Source organism: Parasphingorhabdus sp., from assembly GCF_036963705.1.
GTDB lineage: Bacteria > Pseudomonadota > Alphaproteobacteria > Sphingomonadales > Sphingomonadaceae > Parasphingorhabdus.
On the sequence record NZ_JBALUT010000017.1, the window covers coordinates 20,395 to 39,622 of the forward strand.

Consider the following 19,228-nt stretch of genomic DNA (forward strand, 5'->3'; position numbering starts at 1 on the left):
CGAGACTTTGGGCTGGCAGTCCTGTTTTTCCTTGTGCGGTGGATGCGAAACGGCCCATGTTGCCGGTGAGACGTCAATCTATCGTCGTTCAAACCCAGTTCAGCCTGATTCTACTATCAGGCAGATCATGATGGTGGGCAATCTGAAGGAAGAAATATGAACATTCCAGCCAAATACGGCTTCAATCGGAAAAGGCTATCGTTGCTCGCACCGCTTGCCGTGCTCACCCTTGGTGCGTGCGCCACGCCATTTCGCGCTGACGTTCAGCGCTTTGTCGCGCTTCCTGATACGACCGGCCAGAGCTTCGCTATTGTCGCCGCTGATCCCGATCTGTCCGGCGGCCTCGAATTCGGCCAATATGCGATGCTGGTCGAACGGCGCATGCTTGACTTGGGTTACCGGCTTAGCGACGATCCTGACGCGGCAGAGCTGATTGTCAGGATGGACTATGACATCGACAAAGGGCGGGACAAAGTTGTCGCAGACTATGATCCATTTTTCAGCTCGGCCAGATTCGGCGGATATTACGGAAACGGATATTATGGTCGGCATCGCTACCGCTACGGCTTTCACGATCCGTTCCTTTACGGAGGCCTCGGCTTTTCTGGCTATGACGGTGTCCGCAGCTTTACCGTGTATACGTCGGAACTAGATCTGAAAATTGATCGTGCAGTTGACGGCGAGCGCCTGTTCGAGGGCAAGGCCGAAGCGCTTTCGCGGTCAAAAAACCTGACTTATCTCGTTCCCAATCTTGTGGAAGCCATGTTTACCGACTTCCCAGGAAACAGCGGCGAGCGAGTCCGAATTTCAGTCGCTCCAGAGAAGAACTAGCCCCCAGAACCAGACTCGCCTCCGCTCAGCTTTCAAGCTGGCGGAGGAGCATCCGGACGTCATTGTCCATTTCGCTATCTTCACCGCGAAGATGCTCGACCAATTTGACCGCATGGATGACGGTGCTGTGGTCCCGGCCGCCGAACTTGCGGCCGATTTCCGGATAGCTGCGCGGCGTCATTACCTTTGCCAGATACATCGCAACCTGCCGTGGTCGGGCAACCGCCCGCGCTCGGCGTTTTGACGACATTTCGTTGCGATCAAGTCGATAATATTCGCAGACCGTACGCTGGATTTCGTCGATCGTGATCCGGCGGCGGCAAGCGCTCAATATATCGGACAACTGCTCTTCGGCCAGTTCACGACTAATCTCGCGTCCCGTGAGCTGGGAGTAAGCGAGCAGCTTGTTCAGGCCGCCTTCCAGCTCGCGCAAATTGCGGCTGATCGTGCGGGCAAGAAATTCGACCACTTCTTCCGACACGTGCTGGTGCGGCATGGTGGCGAGACGATGCTTGAGAATGTCCCGGCGAAGCTCGAGGCCAGCGGACTGGATGTCCGCGACCAGACCCATCGACAGGCGGGACAGCAACCGTTGGTCGACACCATCGAGCGCCTGCGGCGGACGATCTGCGGCCACGACAACACGTTTCCCCTGGCTGATCAGTGAATCTACCGTGTGCAGAAATTCTTCCTGGGTAGAATTTTTGCCAACGATGAACTGTATGTCATCGATCATCAGCAAATCGGCTTCGCGCAGGGACGCCTTGAATTCCATACCCTCGTTGCGACGCATAGCCGATACAAATTCGATCATGAACCGTTCGGCGGACATGTAGATGATTGTTGACGATGGAAATTCTTCCCTGAACGCATGGCCGATGGCGTGCATCAAGTGGGTCTTGCCCTGACCGGTCGAGGACTGGAGATAAAGCGGACAGAAAAGCGGTTTCTCGGCCGCAGCGGTGCGCTGGGCAGCATTGAGAGCGAGAACGTTCGAATTTCCAGCGATAAACAGGTCAAAAGTCATGCGCGGATCGAGGTCCAGGCGAAACTTGCTTTCGGGAACAGAATTATACTGGCTATTTGCCGCAGCAAGATTGGCGCCGTTGGAATTCGAGATTTGGGCAATTTTTGCGGAGCCTGACTGGGCCTGAAAAACGAGTTCGCTGACCGCAGGGTGATGGGCTTTCCAGGCCAGCAACAGGCGCTCGGAATAGCGATCACGGACCCAATTGGCGGAAAATTCCGACGGGAGCACCAGCAGCATTGTCCCGCTATTCGAATCAAAAACAGATAATTTTATCGGCTTGATCCACTGGCCGAAAATCTGTGCTCCCAAATCACGGCGCAGACCCGCGCAGATCTTTTGCCAGATTGTTTCGAGGTCAGCTGAGATGATATCCTCGGTTGCCACAGACTCAGTTTCAGACAGGCTACTAACCCGCCCAGATACGATTTCGTTCACGAACATCCCCCGACATTATCCCTCTGGCCCGCAAGATAGCGGAGCCAATATTCTGATCGCAGGAGTTATGCGTCTGACCATTAACTACCCCCAGCCATGGGAATCAATCAGACGCAGAAAACCCTTGTTGAAAACATGTCTTCAACGATCAGTTTTATTTTCATATTGAGGCCCGGAAATTCCATCCTTAGCCACCAGCCGAGTTTCATTAGTAAGCCGGTCACTCCGAGTCGATCAATAGCAACACGGTAAAAAAAGTGAAATAATTCTATTGACAGCGGCAAGCCTTGGAATTTTCTGATTATCTTTATAAACTACTGAAATACAACAATTATATCCTGTGGATAACAAGGGATAAGAGGCGAATCGCGGAGTCAGCTTGGGTTCTGGTAATAGGCCAATTAATGATGTTAAAATGGCAACAGAAAACGCCCTCAGGAAATCTTGTCAACAAACCAGCGCAAATAGGCTTGCCAAAGCGGTCATGATTTGGCAGTGGCGCTCGCCTGACCCCGATGATGCGTATGTGCATCTTGTCATGGGGGCGATTAGCTCAGTTGGTAGAGCGCTTCGTTTACACCGAAGATGTCGGCGGTTCGAGCCCGTCATCGCCCACCATTATTCCGAATCGGAATTGATGCGGGTCAGCCGAAATTCAAAATGACCATTACAGAGGCTAGCGACAGGATGGCGGCGGCTATCATCGGAATCGGCCGTGACCGATTTTCAGGCAGCTGTTCAGCGGAAAAGTCGGAACGGGATCGAAGGCCCGTGACCATCGGTCGGACGAGTTTTTCTTTCAGAACGAAATGATAGATAGCGATTGCCGTTATGTGGAGGCCGATCAGCGTAGCCAGAAGATTAAAATTCAATTCGTGGATCTCGGCGAACTGTCGACCTGTCTCGAATGACACCATTATCGCTAGTGGTCCTGACTCGAGGCCATCGATATCAACGGAAAATAATCCGGTTGTGACCTGGGTGGCGAGGGCGGCCAGCAGCGCAAAGACACCGAGCACGGCCAGCGGGCTGTGGCCAAAAGTCGGACCGTGTTCCCGAGCCCGTAATTTACCGATATAGGATTTTAGCATCCCAACCCGCCGTAGCATCGGGACAAAACGCGCCGTCCATGATCCGATTAAGCCCCATATGAGCCGGAAAAGGACCAAGCCGAACATCGTCAGCCCGAGGCTTCTATGCCAGTCCATATAGCCCTCCTCAGCCGTCCACCAGAGGAGCGGTACGAGGATCACCATCAGCCAATGCACCAGCCTTACGGCCCAGTCCCAGACCAGAATGCGTGCCGGATCAGCCATCATGCCGAACTAGTCGTCCAGTCGATATTTATCGTGGCAAGCCTTGCATGTGCCGCCGGTGGTCTTGAAGGCAGCGCCAATGGCCGCGATATCACCTGTCTGTGCGGCACTATCAAGCAAAGCGGCTGCATCTTGGAGGGCAGCGACCTTGAGATTGAAATCTGCCTTATTCTCCCAAATGACCGGCAGAGCTTCTGTCTCGACGCCGGATTCCGGGCCCGTTCCTTCCGGGAACCAGTCAATCATAGTCGCTGCTTCTTTTGGCACTGCTGCGGCGGCGGCTTGAATCTGCGCGAGATCGGGGCTGCCTGCTTTCAACTGGTCGCTGATCGTTTTGAAAGCTTTGCCCATTTTCTTGAGCTGGCCCTGTCGTGCTTCGACCTGTTCTTTAACCGTCAGGCCGTTTGGAAGCTCAGCGTTGGCGGCCCCGGAGTTCGGCGCTGTCTCGGCAGTTTGTTCGCAAGCGGTGAGCAATGTCAGGCCGGCAAGCGCCGGCAGGATGAGTTTTGTTTTGCAGCGTTTCATCAGGTTCTCCATCTAGCCAATCAGGCGCAAGGATAACGAAGCTCGTTAGAAACGCAATCCGAACCGGATATCGAAAATGATCAGGATGCTCGTTTCCGCTTTCGCAAGAATGGCCGGCTAACCTTCTGCCAGCGTTTCTTCCAACAGGGCCGCTGCCTTGGCTCCATCCCAGTCCATCGCGCCGACCACCCGCCAAACCTCCTTGCCCCGCGAATCATAAAGCACCGTGGTCGGCATCAAGCCCGAACCAAAGCCGAAGCTCAGGCCGTTTTCCGGATCGATATAAGGCTCCAGTGCCTTGAAATCATTGCGAGCGAAAAACGGATCGACTTTTTCCGCGCCCTGAATGTCCTGCGACACGACCAGTATCTTGAGCCGGTCTTTCTCGCGCACTGCCAGTTCGTCGAGCATCGGCATCTCGACGATGCAGGGCGCGCACCAAGTGGCCCAGATGTTGACCAGCACGGGTTTTCCTATGAAATTGCTTAATTGCACGGTGCTCCCGTCGGGGGCCTGAAAAGATGCGTCTATCGTGGCACTGCCGCGCTGGGAGATGTCGAGTTTTCCGACCAGACCCTGGCTGCTTTCGATGATCTCGCCTTCTTCCTGAGCATCGCCGCCAGCAAATTCTTGCTCCGCTTCGCTGGAGCCTCTATCGCAAGCGGCTAGGCCCACAAGCAAGACCAAGAACAGGACGGTACGCATCACAACAGGCACGAAAAATTCCAATAAAATGTGGGGCGGCAGGTTTGCCGATGGCCCTTCGTCAATCATGCGCGAGATAAACGCGTCTATCCCTTTCGACAAGAAGTTATGGCGTCATGACATTCGCGCGAGTCTCGCCCATGTCGCCATGCTGGCGGATCAGAAGATTGTCGAAGCAGAGGACGCGACGCAGATCATCAACGGTCTGAATCAGATCGCCCAGGAATATGAGACTAGTGGCGTCACAGAAGACCTCGATCTTGAAGATATTCACATGCACGTCGAAGCGCGGCTGTCGGAGATTATCGGACCGGTAGCCGGGCGGCTGCACACTGCGCGCTCCCGCAACGACCAGGTAGCGACGGATTTCCGCCTCTGGGTGCGCGAAGCCATGGAAATGGTCGATGACGCACTGGATGGCTTGCAAAAGGCTTTGCTGGATCGCGCCGAAGAACATACCGAGACCATCATGCCGGGCTTCACCCATTTGCAATCGGCCCAGCCGGTGAGCCTCGGCCACCATCTGATGGCTTATTATGAAATGATCCGGCGGGATCGCTCGCGCTTCGCCGATGCGCGGAAGCGGATGAACGAATCCCCGCTTGGCGCTGCCGCACTGGCAGGCACAGGTTTCCCAATTGATCGCGATAAAACAGCATCGATGCTGGGTTTCGACAATCCGACAGCCAATAGCCTTGATTCGGTTTCGGACCGGGACTTTGCTCTCGATTATCTGATGGCAGCAACCCAGTGCAGTCTGCATCTATCGAGACTCGCCGAGGAATTCGTGATCTGGGCAAGCCAGCCTTTCGGCTTCATCAAATTGCCCGATAGTTTTTCGACCGGCTCTTCGATCATGCCGCAGAAACGCAATCCGGATGCAGCAGAACTGGTGCGCGGCCATTCCGGACGGATTGCCGGTGCGATGACCGCGTTGGTGATGACGATGAAGGGCCTTCCGCTTGCCTATTCCAAGGATATGCAGGACGACAAACCGCCGGTGTTCGAAGCCCATGATCTGTTAGGCCTGTCGATTGCCGCGATGACCGGCATGATTGCCGAAGTGGAATTTAGCGGCAACCGTATGCGGGCGCTGGCCGAATCGGGATACTCGACCGCAACCGATTTCGCCGACTGGCTGGTACGGGAAGCCAAGTTGCCGTTCCGCGAGGCGCATCACGTTACCGGAGCAGTGGTATCTCTCGCTGAAGAGCAGGGTTGCGGTCTTGCGGATCTCACATTGGAGCAATTCCAGGCGATCGACAGCCGGATCGATGATCGCGTCTTTGACGTATTGAGCGTCGATGCCTCGGTGGCCAGCCGGTCCAGCTATGGCGGGACGGCACCGGATCAGGTAAGGGTCCAGATTGCTAAGGCTAAACAGGCGCTGGGGCTGGAGAGTTGAAATGAATAAAGTCCATTCGATCCTTTTGCTGACCGGAATGACGGTCATATTAGCTGCTTGTGGAAATCGTGGTGCCCTGCAACCGGCGAAAGGCGAGGCTTTGCCTGCGCCGATCTATGGCGAGGCAAAAGCGCCCAGTGGAGAAGATCTGCTGATCCCGTCGTCCCAGGCCATGCCGGAGCGCAGTGATGAATTGCTCCGCAAGTCGGAAAAACGGCAGGATGACGAATTCGACCTGCCGCCCTCCGGTTAATCCCGTTTCACCCGTTTGAAAGTATAAAATATTGGACCATTTCCAGCTCAAAAATGGTATATTGCACGCAGAAGATATTCCGTTGTCGCAGATCGCAGAAGAAGTCGGGACTCCGGTCTATGTCTATTCGCGAGCTACGCTCGAGCGCCATGCGCGGGTCTTTCGCGAAGGCCTGAAAAATGCCGGTAAAGTCCACCTCGCCTTTGCGGTCAAAGCAAATCCTAATCTAGCGGTTCTCCGAATTTTGGCCAATCAGGGCTATGGGGCCGACGTGGTGTCCGGCGGCGAATTGCAGCGCGCTTTGGCAGCGGGGATGAAAGCGGAAGACATCGTTTTCTCCGGGGTTGGCAAGAGCCGCGATGAATTGACCCTTGGTCTCGAAAAAGGCATCGGCCAGTTCAATCTGGAATCGGAAGAAGAAGGCGTAATGCTCGCGGCAATAGCCGCTGGCCGTGGCGAAAGGGCGTCTGCAACACTGCGCGTTAATCCCGATGTAGATGCTGGTACCCATGCGAAAATTTCGACTGGCAAGAAGGAAAATAAATTTGGCGTCGCAATTGATGTCGCACCGGATATCTATGCACGCTTATCCAGGCTCGACGGGCTCGACCTGCGCGGGGTTGCGGTGCACATTGGCAGTCAGTTGCAAAGCCTCGACCCGCTTGAGACATGTTATGCCAGAATGGGCGAACTGGTTGCACAGTTGCGCAGTGCGGGGCATGTTGTCACACATGTTGACCTTGGCGGTGGCCTGGGCGTACCTTATAGGCCAGAAGACAATCCTCCGAGCCCAGCAGAATATGGCGCGATGGTCGCTCGTGTGACCCAGGGCTGGGGTGTCACACTGATGTTCGAACCGGGCCGGGTCATCGCCGGGAATAGCGGTGTCATGATCACCAAGGTTATCCGGATCAAGCCGGGTTTGGGCAGCGATTTTGTGATTGTCGACGCGGCGATGAATGATTTGATGCGACCAGCCATTTATGACGCCTGGCATGATTTCGAAGCGGTTGAACCGAGCGGCGAGACAATGGTCGCCTCGATCGTCGGGCCGATCTGCGAGAGTAGCGATATTTTTGCCAAGGAACGGGTCGTCGACCGTCTCAAGACCGATGACCTAGGAATTTTCCGGACCGCCGGTGCCTATGGCGCGACCATGGCAAATACTTATAATAGTCGGCCTCTGGTACCCGAAGTGTTGGTCGATGGTGACCGCTATGCCGTGGTTGCCGAACGGATCGAACCGGCGACGATCATGGCTGCCGAACATGTGCCTGACTGGCTAAAGTAACTCGTCAAGCCGGTTGCTCCCGGGATGACCAACTCTATTGGTGGATGCGATGAACCAATTGCCCATTTTTCTCAACCTGAAGGACCGCAAGATCCTTCTGCTGGGCGATGGTGAAATGGCCGACGCCAAGAGGCGGCTCTATGAGAGGGCGGGTGCAGTCATCACCGATGATGAAAATGCCAGCGGCCTCACGCTAGCGGTTGTCGCGCTGGAAGATGATGAAGAGGCATTGGCGGCGGTAGCGCGGCTGAAATCGAAGGGCCTGTTGGTCAATGCTGTCGATCGGTCTGCACTATGCGACTATACCACGCCCGCGATTATCGACCGCGATCCAGTGCTCGTCGCCATTGGCACGGGTGGGACGTCGGCTGGGCTAGCCAAGGCGCTGCGGCAACGGCTTGAGCAATTGTTACCGGCAAGTCTGGGAACGCTCGCAGACGCATTGCTGACTGCACGGGACCGGATCCAGCAGACCTGGCCCGAAGGCGCGGCGCGGCGGAAAGCAATTGACGCTGTACTCGATCCCAACGGGCCGCTCGATGTGATGGCGGATCATGTGGCGGCAGAAGTCGATGATTGGCTGGCTCAACCGCATGGACAAGCGCAGTCGCAAGTGATCGATCTTGAGCTAACCAGCGTGGACCCAGACGATCTGACCCTCCGGCAGGCGCGTTGGCTGGGGCAGGCCGACCAGATTTTTGCCAGCGATGATGTCCCGGAACAGGTGCTGGTGCGAGCTCGTGCCGATGCCGAGCGTTTCACTCTTTCATTCTGGGACGAGCAGCCAACGACGGGATTGGCCCTACGGATCAGGATGAAAACATGAACGGATTATCTGAAATCGCCAGTGCCGATATTGTAACCGTGTTGCAGACTGCGCTGGCTCCCGCATTTCTGCTGGTCGGTATCGGGGCGATGCTTAACTTGTTCGCAGGGCGTCTTGCGCGGATTATCGATCGTTCGCGCGATCTTCAGGAGCTTTTCAAGACTACTACGGGCGCTGACCACGATCTCGTGATTTCGGAGCTCGGAGATCTGCAGCTGCGCATCAAGATCGTCAATAGTGCGATATTTCTCAGTGTGATCAGCGCGATCATTGCTTGCGGGTTGATTGGCTTGCTGTTCATCATGGAGATGACCGGATTCGAACTTTCTCTGGTCATCGCTGGCGCGTTTGTCGTCGCGATCAGTTTGCTGTCGCTTGCTCTGGTGCAATTTTTGCGGGAAGTCCGGGTCGGTGTTCGCGATTTCATGATCCGCGAGGAATATCTTGAGAGAACAGACAAGGTGAAATGAAAAGAGGCTGCCGGTCCATTTGGACCGACAACCTCTGAACATGGGTCAGCGGTTGGAAGTGCCGCTGCCGGATTGCCTGATATCTAGATCAGATTTGCCCTCCGAACGGATTTTTCCGACCCCTGTGCTGAACCATGAGACATCGGACCACCTCCTTTCGCTTGTGAATAAAATACGAACTGTTGCATTGAATCATTCTCCGCTGTTCGACCCGGCAAATGTGAATCAAATCGAAACTGTGAACAAGTCTTGAAATTTTTTATTTTGCTGTCACAATTGCGCGTTCCGGCCTGATCACAAGCGGATCAGTTACGGCAATCCTCCACCACACGACTGAACTCGGGCCAAGCCGGGATGGCGAGCGACTGGAGGCCGGTGGTTTCGACGGCAAAGCGGCCGCGGCTATAGGCTATACGGTCCATCATCAAATCGCGTGGCGACACCGATATGGCAGCATAGCTTGGCGTGCCACCGCTGTTGCTCGCAGGATAGGATTGCAGGCCAGCGCTGGCACGCAGAACCATATTGGCCTGTTCACCAATCGAGCCCGAGCGAGACAGGAACAACTTCCCACCCGATCGATCACAGCGAATGATGAAGACAGCGTCTCGACCGGATTCGCCGAACAGTGCCAGCGAACCGCGATTATCTTTGCGATATACCCACTCGCCGGGTGTGATCGGCCAGTCGATCCAGTCTCCCGTCGGTTGCACGGGTCCCGTGGCCGGAGGAACCACCGCAACAGGCTTGGTCGGTTTTGGAGCGGGTGCTGGTTCCGGTGGCGCGGGCGAGCAGGCAGCGAGTGCAAGCACGAGGAGGGGGAAGGCCGACGAAAAGCGGCGCGAATTAGAAATGATTCTCATAGTAAAGGAATATGGCCAAAAGCGCGGTGCTAGGCTAGTCCTCATTTCCGATGACCCAGTCTGAACCCAAAATCGTCAAGCAGCGCGTAGACCAGATATTGGCGGACCGTGGTCTCGCTGATAGCCGCGCCAAAGCGCAAGCCTATATCATGGCGGGGCTTGTGACCGTAGCGGGCAAGAAAATCGACAAGCCCGGTCACAAGATTGCCAGCGACGCGCTCATTGAGCTCAAAGGCAAAGATCATCCGTGGGTATCACGCGGCGGCATTAAGCTCGATCACGGGCTGCAATATTTTGATATCGACGTTAGCGGCATGATTGCGATGGACGTCGGCAGCAGTACTGGCGGGTTTACTGACGTGCTGCTGACCGGAGGTGCCGATAAAGTCTATGCTGTGGATAGCGGTACCAACCAGCTTGCCTGGAAGCTGCGGCAAGACGACCGGGTCGTCGTGCACGAACAAACCAGTGCGAGGATCCTCACCGATCAACATATTCCGGAAAAAGTCGATATCATCGTCTGCGACGCCAGTTTCATTTCATTGGTCAAAGTGCTGGAGCGACCACTCGAATTTGCCAACGAAAGGGCGATACTGGTTGCGCTGGTCAAGCCGCAGTTCGAAGCTGAACGCAATGACGTCGGCAAGGGGGGTGTTGTGCGGGACGATGCGGTGCGCAAAGCAGCCTGCGATAAAGTGAGAGACTGGTTAATCGAATCCGGCTGGGATATTCTGGGCGTCACCGAAAGTCCGATCACTGGGCCGAAGGGAAATGTAGAGTTTCTCATCGGAGCTCGAAAACCCTGAAATCAGCAGCCGTGACGGTGCTGATTTCCATCACACGGGTTGTTATTTTGGGCACTTCTCACTAGCTGAAAGCTTATGATAAAAACACCCGAGCCCGCCCTTGTACCAACCGTGCCCGATATCGGTGCGTCGATTCAGCGGATGACCGTGGACGGGTCCAGGTGGCTGACCAACCATTATGTGGATTTGATTATCGCGGCCGTCATCGGCACCGCAATTTTCTTTCTCCTCGGTGCAATCAAGCGCCTCGCCGCCCGCTATATCCGTAACAATCAGGGCCTGACAGGCTATCGCACGATCATCGGCACGGCTATCTCCCGTACCAGCAAGTTTTTCATGCTGATGGTGTCGGCCGAACTCGTTGTCAGCTTCGCCAGTGCGCCGTCCAGCTTTGATCGTATAGTGCATGTCCTGTTTACGATATCGGTGGTGGTTCAGGTCGCTATCTGGCTTCGGGAAATCATTCTCGGGCTCATTGTCCGCAAAACCTCGCAGGATCCAGACCAGCACGAAACGCTGGAAAATGCGATGACCTTGATTCGATTGCTGGTGACCTTCGTGCTGTTTGCAATCGCGGCAATCATGATCCTGGACAATCTCGGCGTGAATGTAACCGGTCTGATCGCGGGTCTCGGGGTCGGTGGTATCGCCATAGGTCTCGCCGCCCAGGGCATTTTTTCCGATCTGTTCGCGGCGCTGTCGATCATTTTCGACAAACCGTTCCGTCGGGGAGAGACCATCACCTATGACAATACCATCGGAACAATCGAGAAGATCGGTCTGAAAAGCACGCGGCTAAGAGCTACTACCGGCGAAGAAATTATCATTTCCAACACCAATTTGCTCGACAAGGAAATCGTCAACATGACCCGCCTGGCGAGACGGCGGACCCGCTTTGGCATTGGCGTTATCTACCAGACAAATCCAGACGAGGCCCGCCGGATTCCGGCTCTTCTCAAAACAATTGTCGAAGACAATGAAGCGGTTTTCGTTCGATCCGGATTTGTCGGTTTCGGCGATAGCTCGATCAATTTCGAACTCGATTTCGATATCATGAGCAGCGATTATGACGTGGTCTATGAAGGACGCCACAAGATCGGGCTCGCGATTTTGCAGAAATTTAACGAAGAAGGTCTGGAATTTGCCTATCCGACGCAAACAACCTTCACCTCCGCCCCTGATGGCAAAATGATCATGCCCTATCCGGAGGGGGGATTTCCTGTTTCGCTAAACAATGACTAGCGTTCCGTAACGACAGCGCGGCTTCGAAAATATCCCTTGTTAATTGACCAATTAATAGGGACAATAGGCGTCAAAATCGAATCTGACACCAAACATAAGGATTATCATCATGCGTGACGCAGTCATCGTTTCTACAGCCCGTACGCCTATAGGCCGCGCCTATAAGGGTGCTTTCAATACGACAACCGGTGCGACACTGGGCCATTTCTCCGCCAAAGCTGCGGTCGAAAGAGCGGGCATCGACCCGGCCACTATCGACGATGTCGTCTGGGGTAGCGCGTTGCAACAAGGATCGCAGGGCGGCAATCTTGCTCGGCAGGTAGCCCTGCGCGCAGGCTTCCCGATCGAAGTGCCCGGTATGACAATCGATCGTCAATGTTCTTCTGGTCTGATGGCTATCGCTACAGCGTCCAAGCAAGTGACGCTAGACATGATGGATGTGGTGGTCGGCGGCGGACAGGATTCGATCTCGACCGTGCAGACTGCGGAAATGCGGGTCCAGCCGGATCGTGAGCTGATGAAAATGCACGAAGATATCTACATGCCGATGTTGCAGACCGCCGAAGTGGTTGGCAAACGCTATAATATCAGCCGGGATGCGTGCGACGAATATGCCTATCAGTCGCAAATGCGCACGGCAGCAGCCCAGGAAGCCGGCCATTTCGACGCTGAAATTATCGAAGTGACCACCACAATGGGTGTGCAGGACAAGGAAACCAAAGAAATTTCCCATGTCGAAGTCACGATCAACAAGGATGAAGGCAATCGCCCCTCGACCACGCTCGAAGGGCTGCAATCACTGAAGCCAGTACTCGGACCCGATAACATCATCACCGCAGGTAACGCATCGCAGCTTTCCGACGGTTCTTCGGCTAGCGTCATAATGGAAGCAAAAGCGGCCGAGAAGGCTGGATTGAATCCGCTGGGCCGCTACGTCGGCATGGCCGTTGCTGGAACCAAACCTGATGAAATGGGCATTGGTCCGGTTTTTGCGATCCCGAAATTGCTCGAGCGCTTTAACCTGAAAATGGATGATATCGGTCTGTGGGAGCTCAACGAAGCTTTCGCCGTGCAGGTGCTCTATTGCCAGCAAAAGCTGGGCATTCCTGACGAACTTCTCAACGTCAATGGCGGCTCGATCTCGATCGGTCATCCTTATGGCATGACCGGAGCACGTTGCACCGGCCACGCTCTGATCGAGGGCAAGCGGCGCGGCGCGAAATATGCCGTGGTCACCATGTGCATCGGCGGCGGACAAGGCGCAGCCGGATTGTTCGAAATTTTCTAGAATACTGAAAAACGGGCCGGCTTAGAAACGCCGGCCCTTATCTATCAAGGAGAATATATCATGGCATCAATAGGTGTAGTCGCAACATTGACCGTTGCAGAAGGCAAGAATGCCGATTTCGAAGCAGCATTTTCCGAGCTAATGGCAGCCGTCAGCGCCAATGAGCCGGGCAATGAATTCTACGCAGCATTTCAGTGCAAAGACAATCCTCAGCAATATAAAGTGCTCGAGCGCTATGTCGATCAAGCGGCACTGGAAGCGCATGGAAAGTCCGAACATTTCCGGGCAAGCGGTCCGAAGCTGGCGCCTTGCATGGCAGCCGCTCCGGTAATCGAATATCTGGACGGAATCTAGCCCGCCCTAACGCCGGGTAATATTCGGCCAAACTCAAACTGGAAGGCGTCGGCGCGGTCTTTTGCGAGCAGCAGAGGCCCGTCGAGGTCAACCCAGTGAGCGAGTTGAGCCAGTGCGAATGCTGGCTGAATTCCGAGCGAGGTCGAGAGCATGCAGCCGACCATGATTTTCAGTCCCATGGCTTGCGCGGCATGCGCCATCGCCATCGCCTCGGTCAAACCACCGGCTTTGTCGAGTTTGATATTTATCACATCATAATAAGCCGCAAGCCGCTCGACATCTGCACTGGTGTGACAGCTTTCGTCAGCGCAGAGCGGAACCGGTGACCGGACGCCGCTGAGCAGATGATCCTGCCCGGCGCTGACCGGCTGCTCGATCAATTCGACAGAATATTTGGCCAGTTGCGAAGCTTCGGCCGCAACGTCGAGGCCGTTCCAGCTTTCATTGGCATCGACGATAAGGCGGGCATCGGGCGCACCGCGGTGAACTGCAGCAACCCGTTCACGGTCGTCCTGGCCCGATAATTTCAGTTTCAGCAGTCTCTGTCCGTTGAATGCCGCCTGACGGGCCTGCGCTTCCATGATCTCCGGCTGGCCAAGCGATATGGTGAAAGCGGAGATCAAAGGAAAAGGTTCGGGAAGTCCTGCCAATTGCCACAAGGATGTATTTTTTTGTCGGCATTCCAGGTCCCAGAGCGCGCAATCGAGCGCATTGCGGGCGGCTCCCCGCGGCATGTTCTGGAGCAGGGTCGCGCGATCAAGCCCGGGATGCGCGGCGGCAAATTGTACGATCCCTTCCGCACATTCTTCGGCGCTTTCACCCTCATAATATATCGGCGTAGCCTCTGCCGTGCCTGTGTTGATGCCATCCGAAACTACACATCGCACGACATCGACATGGCTCTTGGCACCCCGGCTGATGATGAAATAGCCAGCGACAGGCCATCGTTCGACGGTCGCGGAAACAGAGAGTGTCATGCTCTGCTTCTAGTGCGGGATGGTAAAAGCGCCATTCAATTTGTGAACGGTCTGCGCGACTGCGGCAAGGCGTTCGGTTTCGCCACTCCGGTTAACCGGTTGGCAATCGGCTGCCACTGCGCCTCTGCCGATCTGCGCGTCATATAGGTGTCGAGGCCTATCTGAAGTGCAACCAGCATGTAGACGAATGGCTGATAAGCGATTCCGACGAACAATGCACCGACGAGGAAGATGATGTGACCGTGCTGCAGGGCAATGGCGAGGGGAGCCACCCATTGCTCGCCTTGCTTTTCCGATTTCGAATATTTTCTACGCAATATCTCCATCCGCCACAGGCCGCCGAAGTGGATCAGCACCCACAGGATCAGACCGGGATAGCCCTGCTCGCCGAGCATCTCGAAATAGCTGCTGTGGAATGCGCGCGCTTCGTCTTCTACCACCCGGGCGTCCACATCGTCTGGATCAATGCCCCACTCTTCATATTGGGTGACGTCTACTTCCGACAATTCATATGTCAGCTTGTTGATCCGATAGACTTCAAAACCACCCCCAAACGGGTTGTTCTTGACGTAATCAATTGTCCATCGCCAGACCGCGAGGCGCGTCGAAGCAGACTGGTCGGCTTCGTAGTTTTCGATCGTCGCCATCCGTTCGGTGAAACTTTGCGGGAGAAATGGGATCGACATCAGACCTACTGCCATCGCAAGGCCTGCGTAGAGCATTCGATAGCGGACGAAACGCAATTGCAGCACTGCCAAGACCCCGATGCAGACCAGACCGGTGCGGGCCTGGGTACCGATGGGGATGAGCAAGGCTGCAAAGACCAGGGCATAAGCGAAAGCCTTCACTCGCCAGTCGGGCGGGAAAATCGTGCCGTAATTGGCGAGCCACAGGATCAGCGGGATTATGCAGATCGCAACCGTGGAGATGATCGACCCCTCGTACAGGCCGCTATTGTTGTCGACCAGCAACACCAGGACGCCATAACCACCGCCAGAGACCAATGTCTTGATCCCGCCAGTGATGATCAACGTACCTGCGCACAGCACCATGAACAGGGCCAGCGCTTCAAGCCGCAATTTGGTCTTGAGCGTCAGCGGCAGGAATATGGCGAAAACCAGAGCCTTCCAAACCCAGTCCCATTTTTCAAGCGCTCCTACAGGGACTTCCGCTTGCAGCGTGGTATATCCGCAATAGACGAGCAGCAGGATCATCATCGCCTGTCGGATGGAAAAGCGACTATCCTGTTTATTATCGGCAAACATAAAGCCAAGGAAGGCCAAGGCGAATACGATCAGCGACAGCGGCACCGAGTTGAGCATGAAATAGCTCAACCGCTGCGGCGCGACAATATCGACATAGGCGTAGACCAGGGTGAACAAAAATGGCCGTTTGAACGCGATGAATAACAGCGCGACAAGATATCCAACAAAGACGAGATCACGCATCGGAGCGTGATCCGCTGCTGGACGGTCGCTGCAGAAACCCGTCAGGGTCTTTGTTGCGTTCCGGTGGCTCTTCGATATCCAGATCGTCACGATGGATCAGACGCCAAGCTGCAAGCAGCAGCAAGCCATGCGTCAAAGCGATAGAGAAATTGTCTATCATCGAACCAATCCATCCCGGCACGAGCGGCAAAAACACGCTCTTCTATTATCGCGCGATACAGACATTGGGTTGACGGGACGTTAATCCTTTTTTGGCAAGGCTTTGTGCCATGACGCGTATTCTCCACATCCTCGATCACAGTCTGCCTCTGCACAGCGGATATTGCTTCCGCACCCGTGCGATCATGAAGGCGCAAATCGCTGCCGGTCTGACCGTCGCCGGAGTCACCGGCGTGCGCCAGAATCAGCACGGCTATATCGCGAAACAGCCATTGGAAGAGGCCGATGATCTCCAGTTTTTTCGCACCCTGGATCAGGTTCAAGGGCCATCACCGATTCGTGAATGGCGGGAAGTAGCGGTGTTGGCGGAGCGCATCGACCAAGTCATCCGCGAGTGGCAGCCGGACATATTGCACGCCCATTCGCCCGCCCTCAACGGACTGGCTGCCTTGCGCGCCGCCGAAAAATCGGGCCTGCCGCTGGTTTATGAGATACGGGCTTTCTGGGAAGATGCCGCTGTCGGCAACGGCACGAGCAAGGTTAATAGCCCGCGTTACTGGCTGACGCGACAGCTTGAGAATCATGTCATCAACGGCGCGCATGCGGTGGCGGTGATCTGCGAAGGTCTGCGGTCTGATCTGATGGAGCGCGGCGTGAAGTCGGAGAAAATCACCGTCTCGCCCAATGGGGTTGATCTGGACCTGTTCGGGGAACCACCTGCGCGCGACGTTGATCTTCTGACGGAATTGGGTTTGACCGGCAAACCGGTACTGGGATTTATCGGCAGCTTTTATGACTATGAAGGACTCGACGATCTTATCGCGGCTCTGCCAATGATCCAGCGCGACCATCCGGCTGTGCATCTGTTGCTGGTCGGCGGTGGCCCGAGGGAGGACGCCTTGAAGGCGCAGGTGGATCGGCTAGGAGTGGGTTCGGCAGTAACCTTCACTGGTCGGGTGCCACATGCCGAAGTCGAACGATTTTACGGCCTGATGGACATCATGGTATATCCGCGCAAGGCGATGCGCCTTACGGACCTGGTGACGCCGCTCAAGCCTCTGGAAGCGATGGCGCAGGGCAGGCTAGTTGCAGCATCGGATGTCGGTGGTCACCGCGAGCTGATTTCAGACGGTATCACCGGCACGCTTTTTCCGGCAGGTGACCCGGAAAAAATCGCTGCAAAACTGACCAATTTGCTCGATAACACGGGATCATGGCCTCAAACTATTGAAACAGCACGGAAATTTGTTGAGGCGGATCGTAACTGGTCGTCAAACATTTTGCGTTACACTCCTGTTTACCAAAGGTTGATTGCGCGCAAATCCTATGATCGCGCGGCCTGAGCTGGTGGAGAATGATGTGGACCCGATAGAGCAGGATATGGCTCGGTTTAAGCAGCCCGCAATGGCCGTAGCAGGAGGTATCGCAGCGGCACTCGTGGTTGCGACCTTGCCGCACGTCTATCTGGAAAATATTATCGGTACGACGGGGCTTTCCGAAATCATACCCGCCGCTGCACCGCCCTTGGGCAATACTGCGCGCGGTCTGGTTGCCGTGTTGATGGGTCTCGTATCCACTTCGGCACTCTACCTATTTCTAAATTCTAAAACGAAATCTCTTGAAGGAGGCTCCGATATGAGCTTGGCAATTCGCAGAAATCTGACCTCGGAATCGAGGGACGTCGAGCATGACGGTAAATCACGGTATAGCTTACCGAAGCTGAATCTTTCGGCCAAATCGCTGACCAAGTTTCTCAAGAAGCCTAAAAAATCTGCCGGTCAGGTGACCGAACTCAAGGATCTGCCAGACGTCAGAACAGCGGATAGTCATCCCGACGCTCCTGCACGGCAACCAATTTTTGCGTCTTCCGATCTCGGCGCTCCGCTTGTGGAAAAAATTAAGCCGTTCGAGCAACCAGAGATAGCGCGAAATCACGTCGAATCTGATGAGCCGCCAGCGCCGAGAGTTGTGACGCCCGCCCCGTTTGTGGCCGACAAGACGCTGCATTCGCCGGACGAGCTGGAACCGACACCGGTGCCGGTTTCGGTTCAACATGATAATATTACAAAAACCGAAGAAACGGTTGTGCCTCGCGAGGATCTGACTGCTTTGTCTCTTGCTCAGCTTGCGGACCGTCTGGAAGCAGGTCTGCGTCGCCTCGAAGCGCTCGAATCGCGTGGACAGGTAGTTTCTCCTCCAGCGAGCCCTGTTGCGCAACCGCTTGCTGTCGAAGAAGATATTCCATTGCCGGGGACCCAAGAAGAGCCCGTTGCGGTTGCCATCGCTCCGCTGCGGTCAGTCGATTCCGTTAAAATTGACATTCAGGACGATCGGCAAGCGGATATGGATGCAGCTTTGAAGGCTGCGCTAGGCACCTTGGAGCGCATGACCGCTCAACGGTGATCGGTGCTAAGAGCGTTCGCTTTGGACGGGATCGGTGATCGATAGGGCTTCTAGCCGCAAATGAGTCTGTGTTTGCTCGATTACCAATAGATCGGCGATGAAATGCCCGGGGATTGCAAATTCGTGTTCCGGCAATGTTCGGGCCAGTTTTTTAATAACATCAGGATCGGCGATGCCGTTCCAATGGACGACTAGGCTATGGCGCGTACCGGTAAAGGTGATGCTTGCCCAGGGACGTTCGCGTTCCACAGTGACGCTGGCTCGAACTCCGGCCAGCGCTTCTATTTGCTTGGCAAGCAACGAGCCGGGGTCTCTGCGGCAGCTTTTCAAACGCACTGGATCAACCGGCATGGTCTGTCCGCCACAAGTTCATGAAATATTCTACCCGGTCCGATACGGTCTTTCCGGGTTGGCGTCCGTTGCGCAAATCCTCGACAAACCTTGGATCGCGGACCGACAGCCGCCCGAACTTAGTCCACGCCATGTCGGTTTCGTTTAGAAATATCTCTATTTTTCGTAACAATGGCAAGGCAATCTCCTTCTCGTTGATCGGCGCCCGAAATGGCGACTCGTTGAATAGGGAAATTCCTATTTGAAATCT

The 19,228-nt window shown here is 55.2% G+C and carries 22 protein-coding genes and 1 tRNA gene; 13 read left to right on the forward strand and 10 right to left on the reverse strand.

Annotation, left to right across the window (positions count from 1 at the left end):
- Nucleotides 1-156: 156 nt before the first annotated feature.
- The gene (locus V7680_RS06060; RefSeq protein ID WP_335652395.1) at nucleotides 157-831 is read left to right on the forward strand and encodes a DUF4136 domain-containing protein; all 675 of its coding nucleotides are present in this window, start codon (nucleotides 157-159) and stop codon (nucleotides 829-831) included.
- 25 nt (nucleotides 832-856) lie between these two features.
- Here V7680_RS06060 and dnaA read toward each other — a convergent pair whose 3' ends face one another.
- A complete protein-coding gene (gene dnaA, locus V7680_RS06065; protein ID WP_442954978.1) occupies nucleotides 857-2,296 on the reverse strand; it encodes a chromosomal replication initiator protein DnaA in 1,440 nt (479 codons plus the stop codon).
- 542 nt (nucleotides 2,297-2,838) lie between these two features.
- On the opposite strand from dnaA, the gene V7680_RS06070 reads away from it, so the two are divergent.
- A tRNA-Val gene (locus V7680_RS06070) sits at nucleotides 2,839-2,914 on the forward strand.
- A gap of 26 nt (nucleotides 2,915-2,940) precedes the next feature.
- Here V7680_RS06070 and V7680_RS06075 read toward each other — a convergent pair.
- The 3 genes from V7680_RS06075 to V7680_RS06085 all read right to left on the reverse strand — a co-directional run bounded on the left by V7680_RS06075 (nucleotide 2,941) and on the right by V7680_RS06085 (nucleotide 4,854).
- On the reverse strand, nucleotides 2,941-3,615 hold the full coding sequence (locus V7680_RS06075; protein WP_335652396.1) for a cytochrome b/b6 domain-containing protein: 675 nt from the start codon (nucleotides 3,613-3,615) through the stop codon (nucleotides 2,941-2,943).
- Between the two features lie 6 nt (nucleotides 3,616-3,621).
- Entirely contained in the window at nucleotides 3,622-4,137 is a 516-nt protein-coding gene (locus V7680_RS06080) for a c-type cytochrome (protein ID WP_335652397.1), read from the reverse strand.
- Between the two features lie 117 nt (nucleotides 4,138-4,254).
- On the reverse strand, nucleotides 4,255-4,854 hold the full coding sequence (locus V7680_RS06085) for a TlpA family protein disulfide reductase (protein WP_335652398.1): 600 nt from the start codon (nucleotides 4,852-4,854) through the stop codon (nucleotides 4,255-4,257).
- 16 nt (nucleotides 4,855-4,870) lie between these two features.
- On the opposite strand from V7680_RS06085, the gene argH reads away from it, so the two are divergent.
- The 5 genes from argH to V7680_RS06110 are packed head-to-tail and all read left to right on the forward strand — an operon-like array spanning nucleotide 4,871 to nucleotide 9,087.
- Entirely contained in the window at nucleotides 4,871-6,247 is a 1,377-nt protein-coding gene (gene argH, locus V7680_RS06090) for an argininosuccinate lyase (RefSeq protein WP_335652399.1), read from the forward strand.
- Between the two features lies 1 nt (nucleotide 6,248).
- A complete protein-coding gene (locus tag V7680_RS06095) occupies nucleotides 6,249-6,500 on the forward strand; it encodes a lipoprotein (RefSeq protein WP_335652400.1) in 252 nt (83 codons plus the stop codon).
- Between the two features lie 31 nt (nucleotides 6,501-6,531).
- On the forward strand, nucleotides 6,532-7,791 hold the full coding sequence (lysA, locus tag V7680_RS06100) for a diaminopimelate decarboxylase (protein ID WP_335652401.1): 1,260 nt from the start codon (nucleotides 6,532-6,534) through the stop codon (nucleotides 7,789-7,791).
- 49 nt (nucleotides 7,792-7,840) lie between these two features.
- Nucleotides 7,841-8,617 (forward strand): precorrin-2 dehydrogenase/sirohydrochlorin ferrochelatase family protein, encoded by a 777-nt coding sequence (locus V7680_RS06105; RefSeq protein ID WP_335652402.1) that lies wholly within the window; start codon nucleotides 7,841-7,843, stop codon nucleotides 8,615-8,617.
- Nucleotides 8,614-9,087 carry a DUF2721 domain-containing protein gene (locus V7680_RS06110; protein ID WP_335652403.1) on the forward strand — a complete coding sequence of 158 codons (474 nt, stop codon included), beginning with the start codon at nucleotides 8,614-8,616 and terminating at the stop codon, nucleotides 9,085-9,087. The genes V7680_RS06105 and V7680_RS06110 overlap by 4 nt, the downstream gene beginning before the upstream one ends.
- A 305-nt stretch (nucleotides 9,088-9,392) precedes the next feature.
- On the opposite strand, the gene V7680_RS06115 is transcribed toward V7680_RS06110, so the two are convergent.
- On the reverse strand, nucleotides 9,393-9,950 hold the full coding sequence (locus V7680_RS06115; RefSeq protein WP_335652404.1) for a hypothetical protein: 558 nt from the start codon (nucleotides 9,948-9,950) through the stop codon (nucleotides 9,393-9,395).
- A 71-nt stretch (nucleotides 9,951-10,021) separates the two neighbouring features.
- Here V7680_RS06115 and V7680_RS06120 point away from each other — a divergent pair, with 71 nt between their 5' ends.
- The 4 genes from V7680_RS06120 (at nucleotide 10,022) to V7680_RS06135 (ending at nucleotide 13,640) form a co-directional block, all read left to right on the forward strand.
- Entirely contained in the window at nucleotides 10,022-10,756 is a 735-nt protein-coding gene (locus V7680_RS06120) for a TlyA family RNA methyltransferase (RefSeq protein WP_335652429.1), read from the forward strand.
- A 75-nt stretch (nucleotides 10,757-10,831) separates the two neighbouring features.
- Nucleotides 10,832-11,998: a mechanosensitive ion channel family protein gene (locus tag V7680_RS06125; RefSeq protein ID WP_335652405.1), complete on the forward strand. Its 1,167-nt coding sequence runs from the start codon at nucleotides 10,832-10,834 to the stop codon at nucleotides 11,996-11,998.
- Between the two features lie 109 nt (nucleotides 11,999-12,107).
- Complete coding sequence (locus V7680_RS06130; protein WP_335652406.1) at nucleotides 12,108-13,286, forward strand: acetyl-CoA C-acyltransferase; 1,179 nt, start codon at nucleotides 12,108-12,110, stop codon at nucleotides 13,284-13,286.
- A 60-nt stretch (nucleotides 13,287-13,346) separates the two neighbouring features.
- Entirely contained in the window at nucleotides 13,347-13,640 is a 294-nt protein-coding gene (locus tag V7680_RS06135; RefSeq protein WP_335652407.1) for a putative quinol monooxygenase, read from the forward strand.
- On the opposite strand, the gene dgcA is transcribed toward V7680_RS06135, so the two are convergent.
- Genes dgcA through V7680_RS06150 form a run of 3 tightly spaced genes read right to left on the reverse strand, consistent with a single transcriptional unit; the run spans nucleotide 13,637 to nucleotide 16,225 of the window.
- Entirely contained in the window at nucleotides 13,637-14,617 is a 981-nt protein-coding gene (dgcA, locus tag V7680_RS06140; protein ID WP_335652408.1) for an N-acetyl-D-Glu racemase DgcA, read from the reverse strand. The genes V7680_RS06135 and dgcA overlap by 4 nt on opposite strands.
- Before the next feature lie 35 nt (nucleotides 14,618-14,652).
- A complete protein-coding gene (locus V7680_RS06145) occupies nucleotides 14,653-16,065 on the reverse strand; it encodes a putative O-glycosylation ligase, exosortase A system-associated (RefSeq protein ID WP_335652409.1) in 1,413 nt (470 codons plus the stop codon).
- Nucleotides 16,058-16,225 (reverse strand): hypothetical protein, encoded by a 168-nt coding sequence (locus V7680_RS06150; protein ID WP_335652410.1) that lies wholly within the window; start codon nucleotides 16,223-16,225, stop codon nucleotides 16,058-16,060. Before V7680_RS06150 ends, V7680_RS06145 begins: the two co-directional genes overlap by 8 nt.
- Before the next feature lie 109 nt (nucleotides 16,226-16,334).
- Between V7680_RS06150 and V7680_RS06155 the strand changes: the two genes are divergently transcribed.
- Together V7680_RS06155 and V7680_RS06160 are read left to right on the forward strand one after the other, a co-directional pair.
- Nucleotides 16,335-17,567: a TIGR04063 family PEP-CTERM/XrtA system glycosyltransferase gene (locus tag V7680_RS06155; protein WP_335652411.1), complete on the forward strand. Its 1,233-nt coding sequence runs from the start codon at nucleotides 16,335-16,337 to the stop codon at nucleotides 17,565-17,567.
- Nucleotides 17,568-17,628: 61 nt separating this feature from the next.
- Entirely contained in the window at nucleotides 17,629-18,627 is a 999-nt protein-coding gene (locus tag V7680_RS06160; RefSeq protein ID WP_335652412.1) for a hypothetical protein, read from the forward strand.
- A gap of 6 nt (nucleotides 18,628-18,633) precedes the next feature.
- Here the strand turns inward: V7680_RS06160 and V7680_RS06165 are convergent, their stop codons facing one another.
- Entirely contained in the window at nucleotides 18,634-18,978 is a 345-nt protein-coding gene (locus V7680_RS06165) for a hypothetical protein (RefSeq protein ID WP_335652413.1), read from the reverse strand.
- The gene (locus tag V7680_RS06170; protein WP_335652414.1) at nucleotides 18,968-19,111 is read right to left on the reverse strand and encodes a hypothetical protein; all 144 of its coding nucleotides are present in this window, start codon (nucleotides 19,109-19,111) and stop codon (nucleotides 18,968-18,970) included. Before V7680_RS06170 ends, V7680_RS06165 begins: the two co-directional genes overlap by 11 nt.
- Nucleotides 19,112-19,228: the final 117 nt, after the last annotated feature.